The sequence below is a fragment of the Pseudomonas corrugata genome, from assembly GCF_050920615.1.
Taxonomy (GTDB): Bacteria; Pseudomonadota; Gammaproteobacteria; order Pseudomonadales; family Pseudomonadaceae; genus Aquipseudomonas; species Aquipseudomonas corrugata.
This window is the reverse complement of sequence record NZ_CP130434.1, coordinates 4059145-4069635: the sequence shown is the minus strand read 5'-3', so window position 1 is coordinate 4069635 and position 10491 is coordinate 4059145. Positions and strand designations below refer to the sequence as shown.

Here is a 10491-nt window from a genome sequence, read left to right as displayed (position 1 = left end):
TTGAACATGCCACTGATCGCCGAATCGGAGCGTCCGGTCTCCAAGTTCTGGAGCCTGTCCCGTTTTCCCAATCACCCGCAGGCAGGGGCGGTCGAAGTGATCGACGCGCTGGCGATTTCCAAAGAGGAGTTCACCCGGCGCTACGTCAATCGCAACCGGCCCTGCCTGATCAAGAATGCCGTGCGGCACTGGCCGGCCTTCCACAAGTGGAATCGCCTGGACTACCTCAAGACCCACTCCCACAACAGTGCCGTGGTGGTCCGTTCGCAGATCGTCTCGGAGGTCATCGGCTGGTCCAATCCCAAGGTCAAGGCCGAGCTGACCGAGTATGCGAACACGGTCTACCGGGACATGCCGTTCCATGAGTTCCTCGACAGCCTGGGCGAGGGCGATTCGCCGCTGGTGGCCGACAGTTGCCGTTTCTCCGAAGGTTCGGCCATCGAGCGGCTGAAGGAGGACGTCGGTGGCCTGCCGTTCATGCCTCAGCTGGGCAAGACCCGGGCCTATCCTCCCCATCGCAGTTTCCTGTACCGCAACTCCTACACCGATTGGCATTTCCATGTCACCGACGAAACGTTCATGGCCCAGGTGGTCGGGGCCAAGGAAGTCCTGCTGCTGCCGCCGGACGAAGCCAGTTGGCGAGCGTTGCGGCCGGTAATCGAGGAAGCGGGCTACCTTTACGACATCGATACCGGGCGTTTTCCCGGGACGCGGGACCTGCGTGCCCTGCGTACGGTGGTGGAGCCGGGCGATGCGCTGTACATCCCGGTCTACTGGTGGCATGCGGTCCAGTCCATGGACGACGCATTCGGCGCCACGGTCGCGGCCACGTTCCCGACGCCTTTGCATGTCAGTGGCAACATCAGCTCGCCCATCGCCAGGCGCGTGTTGCGCAACTACCTGTTTTCCCGCTATGCGCCCCTGGTGGTGGGTGCGGTGGCGTACTCCATGGTCTATCGGCTGATGAGCAAGCTGATCGATGTCGCCACGTCCCGCGATGTGCGCACATGAGCCTGGTGAACGATCGCAGGGGCTTCGACCTGGGGCGGGGTTTCTATTTCCTCTGGTGTGGCGAATCCCTGGCGGTCATCGGTACGGCGCTGATGGAGTTCGCCCTCGGCGTCTGGGTGTACACCCACACCGGTTCGGCGGTGGCGTTCGCCAACGTGGTACTGGCGGCCACCTTGCCGGCGGTGCTGTTCCTGCCACTGGCGGGAGGGCTGGCCGACCGGATCAGCCACCGGGTCATCATTGTCTGTTGCGATGTCAGCCTGGCGGTGCTGCTGTTGGGCGTCATGGCGTTGCTCTGGTTCGAGCGCCTGGAGCCGTTGCACCTGTACATCTTCAATTGCCTGGCGTCGATTGTCAGCGCCTTCCGCAAGCCGGCGTATCAGGCAGCTGTCAGCACGATTGTCGCCCCGGATAAATTCACCCGGGCCTCGGGACTGATCAGCATCAGCAAGAACGCTTCGGCCCTGGTGGCGCCGCTGCTGGCGGGGGCGATCATGGCGAAGGCCGGACTGGTGACGATCCTGGCGGTAGACCTGGTGACGTTCTGCTCCGGCACGCTGTTGGTGATCAAGGCGTTTTCCCATGTGCGGCGGCCGGCGGCCCATCACGACGCGATGGCCAAGGGCACGGTCTTCGGTGGTGCCCTGGGCAATGTCGCCGCGGCACTGAAGTTCTTCGTCGCCGAACGCCTGATGGCGGGGCTGCTGGTGTACACCATGATGCGCGGCGCGCTGTTGGCCCTGGCGACGTTGATGATGACGCCGTTGCTGTTGTCGACCCTGGGCAGCCAGGTCCTGGGCATGGCCTATACCTGGGCGGCCTTGGGCGGTTTGGCCGGTGCGGGGTTGTTGATTTCCATGGGCAATCCGCGCCGATTGATGGCGATGGTGGCGGTGGCCGACCTGTTGCTGGCGGGGTGCGTCGTTGCCTTGGGGATGGTCTCGCAGGCCGTGGCCTACTGCGCCTTGGCATTCGTGGCGATCACCATGGCGAGCATCGCCGATGCCAGCGTGAACGCGCTGTGGATGCGCAGGATTCCCGCCGGCAGCCGCGCCAGTGTGTTTGCCTTGATCAGTATGTTGACCATTGCCGCCACCAGCCTGGCCGTCATCGTCGGCGGTTTCCTGGTCGATCATTGGTTCCAGCCGGCGCTGATGCCCGGCGGACTGTACGCCGATTCGATTGGACGCTGGTTGGGAACAGGGCCGGGACGTGGCGTGGGGATGCTGTTCGTGGTCGCCGGGGCGCTGTTTGCGCTGCTGCCGCTGAGCGTCCTGCTCTACGCACCGATGCGTCGCCTGGACGAGGCGCCCACGCCAATGGCCGTGGTGCGGATGGCCGACGGCCCGCAGGTCGACCCGCTGTGACGCTGTACCGGATTCCCGTGACAGACAGGCCGGGCCCACTGGGTCAACCTTCCCAGACTGGTCCGCTGTGCCCCTCGTCGCCACCGGAATCGACAACCCTCAACAAAAGGAGCTCCTATGCGCCCGTCGTTTTATGATTCCAGCCGTTTTCCGCATCTCAAGAACCTCGCCGACAACTGGGAAGTGATCCGCGAGGAGTTCCTGGCCCTCGATGCGCCGACCCTGACCATCAACCGCGTAGGCAAGTCGATCACCGAGATCGTCGATGAAGTGGCCGCGCACATGGAGGCCGGCGGTGAGTATGGCTGGCTCTGGGGCTGGGGTGATGACATGGATGTCATGCCGGAATGGACCCAATACGGCCTGGTCGCCTATGACACCCCGATCCCCTATGCCCGCGCCGCCATGCCCGGGACCATCGACCTGCTGAGCAAGATCCCCGGCATCAAGCTCTGTGCCTTGCTGCGCATGGAACCCAACGTTTTTCTCGGCACCCACTCCCACACCGGCACTTGGGAAGAAGGCCTGTTGCACATGCAACTGACCATCGATGCGCCGACCACCCAGAACTATGCCTACCTCAACGTCAATGGCAACTTCAACCAGAGCACCAACGGCAACCTGGTGATCTTCGACGGCTCCCTCGATCACTTCGCCGTCAACGCTTCCCGGGCTCACCGTACTGTGCTTTATCTTGAGTTCTATCGCGAGAAGCACATGGCGGCGTGAGGTTCACCTGGTTGAGTGGGGCCAAGTCTGCTCGTAGAGGGTGTGCCAGCCGGTATCACCGCCGGCTGGACCGACGTCATCGCGAGCGGACTCTCCCTTGAAAGGGGAACGTCGTCCTGGCATCACGGCGCATCTTTGTTCGCACTTGGCTTGCGCGGTTCCGGCTAACGCATCGCGGTGCTGCGGATGTAACGAGCCGGCGATGAGCCCAGTGTCTTGCGGAACATGCTGATGAACGAACTGACCGACTCGTACCCGAGCGCTTCTGCGGTTCGTTGCACCGACTCACCCTCGGCAAGACTCTGCAATGCCACGATGATTTGCCATTGCTTGCGCCATTGGCCAAAGGTCAGCCCTGTTTCGCTCTTGACCAGGCGCGCCAGGGACCGCTCGCTCATGGCGACCTGGCGTGCCCACTGGGCCATGGTGCACCGATTCGACGGGTCCTGGGCCAAGCCGCGGGCGATGAAACGCAATTGCGTGGCGGCGGGAAGCGGCAGGTACAGCTGTTCCGAGGGGGCAAGCGCCAATTGTTCGAGGAGTACGCTTGCCACGCGTGCGTTGACAGAGGCGGGCGTATAGTCCTGGGCCTGGGCACTCAGGTGCAGGATCAACTCAAGGACCAACGGGGAAAGCACCAGCGTGCAGCATTTCTCCGGTAGAGCGGCGGCGCCGGGCTCTACGAACAAGTAGCCGATCTTGCCGTTGGCAGTCACCCGGTTGCTATGGGCGATACCGCCCGGAATCCATACGCCAAAACCCGACGGCACCATCCAGACGCCATCCTCTACGGTGCATACGATGCCCCCGTGATAAGCCACCACCAGTTGACCCTTGCGATGGGTGTGCACGGGAAATTCGGTGTCGTTTCGCTGGCTCTCCAGCATCAGAGCGACGGCGGGCTGCTCGAAGCTATCCAGTTCGAATTGATCAACCGCATAGCGAATCGTCTCGTCCATGGCGCACCACCCGAATTGTCCGAATTTGATTATAGGTTGGCAGCATACTCAATATCGGCACGTTCTCGCAGTCCCTACCATCGTCATCAAGGCCATCAAGGTGATTGCCTACGGTGAGACTCAACGATGCTGAGCGAAATCACGATTGCCCACCTCTACCTTCCACCCTTGCTGCTCTACCTGGGCATCGCAGTGCTGGTGTACGGCGTGCTGGAACGGAGCATGCGGCATTGGCTGGATTGGACCTGGCACCCGAGCATGGCGCGCTTCTTCGTGTCGCTGATTGTCCTCTCGATCCTGGTCCTGAAGTGTTGAGGGCGGCGCGATGACCATCAATCATTTCCTCAAGATGCTCGTAACCCTTGGGCTCGGCCTGATTGCACTGCTGTTCTGCATGCAGTTGTGGCGCGCCTATGAGCTGGCACCCTGGACGCGGGACGGGCGGGTCAGTGCGCACGTCATTCGTATCGCCCCCGAGGTGTCTGGCCAGGTTGAACGACTGCTCGTGGGAGACAACCAATGGGTCGCCAAGGGCGCTTCGCTGTATCAGATCGATCGCAGCGCCTATCTGCTTGCCCAGCAACAGCGCACGGCCGAGCTTGCCGAAGCGCGCAGTGTCTTCGAGCAGCGCAGCGCACAGCTCAAGCGTCGCAATCGGCTCGGCGATGCCATTGCGCGGGAGGAGATCGACAATGCCGCCCGGGACCTGGCGGTGGCCAAGGCGCGTCTGGACGCCGCCCAGAGCCAGCTGGCCCAGGCGCGGCTTGACCTGGACCGCACGACCATTCGCTCACCGGTCGATGGATACGTGACCCAACTGCGCCTTCAGCCGGGTGACTACGCCTCGGCGGGCGAAACCAATATCTTTGTGGTCGATAGCCATAGCTTCTGGGTCACCGGCTATTTCGAAGAAACCAAGTTGTCGGGTATTCGAGTGGGCGCTACGGCATCGATCAAGCTCATGGGCTTTGCCGCGCTGCTCGAAGGGCACGTCGCAAGCATGGGCAGGGGCATCGCCGACGGCAACGAGCAGCGCGGTAACAATGGTTTGCCTCAAGTGGCGCCGACGTTCAGCTGGATACGCCTGGCCCAACGGGTGCCTGTACGGATCGAACTGGACCGCGTGCCGCCGGACGTGGAGCTGGCGGCCGGGATGACCGCCAGTATCGAGGTCGCCGAGGCGGGGGCAGAGCCACGTTGGAGGCTGACGCAGTGGCTTCAGGCGTTCCTGTGAAGGGCCGCGCGTGGCGAATGCTCGGCGCACGGGCCGGATCATGGAGTCCCCAGGCATCGGGCTACATGTTGCGCAGTCTTGCGGCCGCCTCTCTGGCGTTATGGCTGGGCTTCCAGTTACACCTGGAGGCGCCATTTTCGGCGGCTTCGACGGTGCTGCTGCTGATCCATCCGCTTCAAGGTGCAGTGGTCGGCAAGGGTTTCAATCGGGTGCTGGGAACCTTGGTGGGGCTGGCCGTTGCGCTGCTGCTGACCGGCATGTTCGCTCAGAAAATGCTGCTGTTCATCCTCGGGATCGGGGTATGGCTCGGACTCTGTGTGGGGGCCATGACCCTGCTTCGGCACTATCACGCCACGGCGGCCGTCGTCGCTGGCTACACGGTCTGCCTTGCCCTGGGCCCCGCTATCGTCGCCCCACAGTTGGGTTTCGATCATATCGTGGCGCGTTGCACGGCGGTCGTACTGGGGGTGTTGAGCCTGAGCCTGGTGGCCACCTTGTTCAGCCGCAAGACCGTCGAGCCCAAACTGAACCGGGCCCTCCAGGACGTCTGCTCCCGCACCGTGCGGTTGCTGGCCACGCGATTCAAGGGGGAACACAGTGCGGATCCGGCGATTGCGCAACGCCCGCTCGCCATCGACATCAGCAAGGTGGACGAACTGCTCGGGATCGGCCGAGGTGAGTCCTTGCTGATCCGCTCCAGGCTTGCGACCTTGCAGGCAGGGCTGGCGTATCTGCATGCCGTTGTTCTGGACGAGTGCGAGACCGAACGGCGTGTTTCGCCTTCGCTCGCCCGAACGGGCATGGACCTGCACCAGCTGGCAGACGCGTTGCCTGGCTTTTGCGTGGCGGCCGACGAAGTCCTGGAGATGCAACACCGCCTTGCGCAAGCGCCTGAAAACAACACGAGCCAGCAGCGCTTGAAGGAACAATTGGCAGACCTGTCCAGCGCCTTGCTGAGCTTCGCCAGCCTTGAGCATGGGCGCCAGACGCCTGTCCGCGCGGTGGGTTTCCACCGACATTATGGCGACGCGCTGCGTAACGGCTTGCGAGCTCTGTTGGCGACGCTGGCAATCGCGGCTTTCTGGTACCTGTCCGCCTGGGACCAAGGGCCAACGTTGCTGGCGGTATCGGGGCCGTGCTGCACCTTGCTGGCCACCAGCCCGGCGCCCGTTCAAGGCCTGGCTCGCTTCTTCGAGGGCACCGTCTACGCAATAGTGGCGGCAGCCACGTGCAAGTTCCTGGTGTTGCCACACATCAGCGGGCTTGCATTGCTCACGGTCGTGATGATTGCGTTCTGGGCCGCCGGGATTCATGCCACGACCCGCCCGCGTCATGCCCTGCAAGGCATCGCCTACCTGATTGGCTTCAACACGCTCGTCAGCACAGGCCTGGCCGCCCAGTACGACTTCGTCGACTTCGCCAACCAGGCTCTCGCCTGGATCGTGGCCCTTGCCATATGCCTGTTGGCCTTCCAGCTGTTGCCGGGAAAAACCCACAGCCACCCGCATGTCCTGAGGAAGGCGATTCATAAGGACATCCGGCGACTGCTTCGTCATGGACACCGGATGGACGTTCTCAAGTGGCAGGCAAGACAACAGCACCGATGGGTGGCCTTGCAGACGCTGTCCGGCGCCGATGAACGACAAGCTGCCCAGACCGGTTCGACGGCCCTGCAACTGAGCCGACAGTTGATTCGACTGCAACGCCAAACCCGCGACCTGGAGCCTGAATCATTGGTGGGCACGTGCGCGCGACGGGGCGATCGACGGATTTCGACCCACGCCTCCCATCTAGCGATCAGCGCGGCCCAGGCCCGTCGAACGTCAAAGTCACTGACCCGCCTCGGCGCCCATGACTTGGCGGCTGGTTATCTGGAGTTGGCAAGGCTGCTCGAAAGCTACGCAAGCGTTGCGAGCGCGGATATCCGCAAAAGTTTTCGTTAACACAACCAAGGTGAAATGAAATGAAGCCACTTCTTATTCGGATACTGTTCGGCTTGATCATGTCTGTTCCGTGGGTCGCACAGGCCTCGGACGGCGCTGATGCGCTGGAGCGCCGGCAGCAGGCCTTCAAACAGGAGCAGACGTGCCCGGCGGGCGGGCATGACTCAGGGGCCAGGGCACCTGCAGCCGGGAAAGGAGAAGCTTCTTCGGCAAGCTGATCATCGCCGGCAGCACTGATTCGTCAGGGCTGCCAGCACAGGCGTTCAATAATTGATCTTGGTTTTTGTCGATACGAAGCATATGCTTGCAATATACGAAACGTATAGAGGGCGACCCCATGGGCATCGTGAACATCGACGACGAACTGCATGATCAACTGCGCCGGGCCACCAAGGTGTCCTGCCGCTCCATCAACGCGCAGGCCGCTTTCTGGATCAAGGTCGGCATGTTGTGCGAGATGAACCCGGAACTGACCTTCAACGAAGTCATCCGTCGTGAGCTCGACAGCGCGGGCGTGCGCGCCCAGCCACTGGTGATGAGTTGAGCATGGTCAAGAGCCCGGAACAGGTCGCGCTGCTGGCGGAATCCGGCCGACTCCTGGCGTCCGTGTTCGAGCTGCTGGACCAAACCACGCTCGCGGGGATGTCGACCCTCCAGGTCGATGCCATGGTGGAGCGGTTCATCGTCGATGAGCTCAAGGCCCGACCGGCGAGCAAGGGCCAGTATGGTTTTGCATTCGTGCTCAACTGCTCGGTAAACGAGGAGGTTTGCCATGGCGTGCCATCGTCCTCCAGGATTCTGCGTGATGGCGATATCGTCAATTTCGATATCACCCTAGAAAAGAATGGCTATATCGCCGACTCCAGCAAGACCTACCTTATCGGTAACGTCAGCGCCGCTGCCCGGCACCTGGTCCAGGTTACATACGATGCGATGTGGCGGGGCATCCGCGCGGTACGCCCAGGCGCGCGGCTGGGGGACGTTGGTGCGGCCATCGAGCACCATGCCAAGCGCTATGGTTACTCTGTGGTACGTGAATACTGCGGCCATGGCATCGGCCAGCAAATGCATGAAGAACCCCAGGTGCTGCATTTCGGCAAGCCCGGCACCGGCCTGGTGCTGCGCGAGGGGATGGTGTTCACCATCGAGCCCATGCTCAACCAAGGCACCAGCCACGTCAGGACTCAGGCTGATGGCTGGACGGTGGTGACCCGGGACGGGACGCTTTCCGCGCAATTCGAACACACCGTCGCGGTGACTGCATCGGGTGTTTTGGTACTGACGTTGCGTCCGGATGAGTTGGACGGGGTACGAGGTGAGGGGTGATTTGCATGTGCGGAAATGGAACCAGTCGGTGATTTGACTCTCCCTGGAAGGCCCTGCTCGTACCTTCCAGAAAGACAGCGAGGCAGTCACGTCTTGAACCGCAGCACCAGATTGTTCAGGTTCACCGCCAGTTGCGACAGTTCGTTGCTGGCAATGAGGGTTTGACGGGTTCCCTCGCTGCTTTGCACCGCCAGATCGCGAATACTGACCAGGCTTCGATCCACATCACGTGCCACATGCGCCTGTTGCTCGGACGCCGTTGCGATTTGCAGGTTGCGTTCGTTTATCTCCAGTACGGCATGGGTGATTTGTTGCAAGGACTGCCCGGCGTCTTCTGCAGTTTTCCGGGTGCTACGCACCTCCTGGGTGCTTTTGTGCATCGACTCCACCGTGGCAGAAGAACCTGCCTGGATCGCCGCGATCATCTGTTCGATTTCCTGGGTGGAGGTTTGCGTACGATGTGCCAAGGCGCGAACTTCGTCGGCAACCACTGCAAAGCCTCGACCTTGCTCGCCTGCTCGAGCCGCTTCGATCGCGGCGTTCAATGCCAGGAGATTGGTCTGCTCGGCAATGCCCCTGATGACGCTCAACACTTTGCTGATGTCTTGGGCTTGGCCGGCCAGCGCCAGTACTTGCGCGGATGAGCCTTCCACCAGGTTCGTCAGGTTGCGCATGGCCGCCAGGGTTTCAGTGACACGTTCATTGCCCAAGTCTGCCGACAGGCTCGACTGTTGGGCTGCCTGAGAGGTTGACGTAGCATTGCGAGCCACTTCTTCAACGGCCGCACTCATCTCGTTGACTGCGGTAGCGGCTTGCTCGATTTCGCTGTTCTGTTGCTGCAATGTCCGGTCAGCGCTTTCAGTAATGGACGTCATTTCGACGGCGGCAGTGCTCAGTTGAGTAGACGCGCCGGAAATCTCCAGAACAGTTCGCCGCAGCTTCTGCGACATGATGTTGAGCGCCTGCATCAGGCGGGATGCTTCATCTTTCCCGGTGACCTCAAGCTGCCGGGTCAGATCCCCTTCGGCAATGTCTTCAGCCAGTTTCAGCGATGTATTGATCGGGTCGACAATGCTGCGGGTCAAGGCGATAGCGAGCAAGACCGTGAGAATCAGTGCGACGACTACGACAATCATCAGGACGTTGACGCTATGGCTATACACTGCCGTTGCAATAGCGCCTGACTGCTCCGTCTCTTTTGCGTTCAGCTCGCGCATGAGCGTGAGTTTTTCTTGATAGGCCGTGGCGCGGTTTGCCTGCTCGGAGTTGGCTAAGGCAACGGCCTTGTCATGGTCGGAAGAATCCAATGCAAGGACTTGCTTCAATCCATCGATGTAGGTGTTCATCGCGGTTTGAGCGTCATCGAGCTGCGCGCGGTCCTTGTCTCCTGTAATCAGATTCTGCCGATAGTATTCGCTGCGCGACTGCAGGGTCTCCATGGCTTGTCGTACTTTGGCTTGCGACGCGCTTTTGACTGAGGGATCGGTGCTGGCCAGCACTCTGATGCTCTCGAGGCGAGCGTGTAGAAGTGCAATTTGAATGTCATCGACCACTTGAATGCTAGGCAGTGATTTTTCTTCTATGTCCTGTTCTGCGGCGCGCAATTGGCTGACTTGAACGTAGGAGAATCCCCCAAGTCCGATCAAAAGCAAAGTGATGACACCGAAGCAGAATGCAGCTCTGCGCGCGATATTGAGCGATCTCAGATTCATGTTGGCTCCGGTGGCGTACCACGTAACGCCTTTCGAGAGCTGGCTCTTTGCCAGCTACTACAGGGTTGGCCAAATCAGATGAAAATTCTGTGAGCTGTTTGTGGTTTTTTTGAGAATGATGAGATGGCCCGAGATTCAGCCGAGCAGCGCTGGAGCGAACCACAGTCCAGGCCTCATCCGAGGGTTCGTAACGCTTTGCCGTCACAGAAT

General features: G+C 61.2%; 10 protein-coding genes. 8 read left to right on the top strand and 2 right to left on the bottom strand.

The features are described 5' to 3' along the window. The first annotated feature begins 6 nt into the window (after nucleotides 1-6). From QZH45_RS17825 to QZH45_RS17815, 3 genes are all read left to right on the top strand, one after another. On the top strand, nucleotides 7-1011 hold the full coding sequence (locus QZH45_RS17825; protein ID WP_024780237.1) for a cupin-like domain-containing protein: 1005 nt from the start codon (nucleotides 7-9) through the stop codon (nucleotides 1009-1011). Then, entirely contained in the window at nucleotides 1008-2378 is a 1371-nt protein-coding gene (locus QZH45_RS17820) for an MFS transporter (RefSeq protein ID WP_055135099.1), read from the top strand. The genes QZH45_RS17825 and QZH45_RS17820 overlap by 4 nt, the downstream gene beginning before the upstream one ends. Nucleotides 2379-2495: 117 nt before the next feature. Further along, nucleotides 2496-3107, top strand: coding sequence for an aspartyl/asparaginyl beta-hydroxylase domain-containing protein (locus QZH45_RS17815; protein ID WP_024780235.1), 612 nt, complete (start codon nucleotides 2496-2498; stop codon nucleotides 3105-3107). A gap of 164 nt (nucleotides 3108-3271) precedes the next feature. Here the strand turns inward: QZH45_RS17815 and QZH45_RS17810 are convergent, their stop codons facing one another. Continuing rightward, a complete protein-coding gene (locus QZH45_RS17810) occupies nucleotides 3272-4066 on the bottom strand; it encodes an AraC family transcriptional regulator (RefSeq protein ID WP_024780234.1) in 795 nt (264 codons plus the stop codon). Nucleotides 4067-4192: 126 nt separating this feature from the next. On the opposite strand from QZH45_RS17810, the gene QZH45_RS17805 reads away from it, so the two are divergent. From QZH45_RS17805 to map, 5 genes are all read left to right on the top strand, one after another. Then, entirely contained in the window at nucleotides 4193-4381 is a 189-nt protein-coding gene (locus QZH45_RS17805) for a DUF1656 domain-containing protein (RefSeq protein ID WP_024780233.1), read from the top strand. A gap of 10 nt (nucleotides 4382-4391) precedes the next feature. Continuing rightward, a complete protein-coding gene (locus QZH45_RS17800) occupies nucleotides 4392-5300 on the top strand; it encodes an efflux RND transporter periplasmic adaptor subunit (protein WP_053191123.1) in 909 nt (302 codons plus the stop codon). 65 nt (nucleotides 5301-5365) lie between these two features. Further along, nucleotides 5366-7243 (top strand): FUSC family protein, encoded by a 1878-nt coding sequence (locus QZH45_RS17795; protein ID WP_392396995.1) that lies wholly within the window; start codon nucleotides 5366-5368, stop codon nucleotides 7241-7243. A 337-nt stretch (nucleotides 7244-7580) separates the two neighbouring features. Beyond that, nucleotides 7581-7787, top strand: coding sequence for a ParD-like family protein (locus QZH45_RS17790; protein ID WP_041024143.1), 207 nt, complete (start codon nucleotides 7581-7583; stop codon nucleotides 7785-7787). 2 nt (nucleotides 7788-7789) lie between these two features. Beyond that, the gene (map, locus tag QZH45_RS17785) at nucleotides 7790-8569 is read left to right on the top strand and encodes a type I methionyl aminopeptidase (RefSeq protein WP_024780228.1); all 780 of its coding nucleotides are present in this window, start codon (nucleotides 7790-7792) and stop codon (nucleotides 8567-8569) included. Between the two features lie 86 nt (nucleotides 8570-8655). On the opposite strand, the gene QZH45_RS17780 is transcribed toward map, so the two are convergent. Then, a complete protein-coding gene (locus QZH45_RS17780; RefSeq protein WP_055135097.1) occupies nucleotides 8656-10281 on the bottom strand; it encodes a methyl-accepting chemotaxis protein in 1626 nt (541 codons plus the stop codon). Nucleotides 10282-10491: the final 210 nt, after the last annotated feature.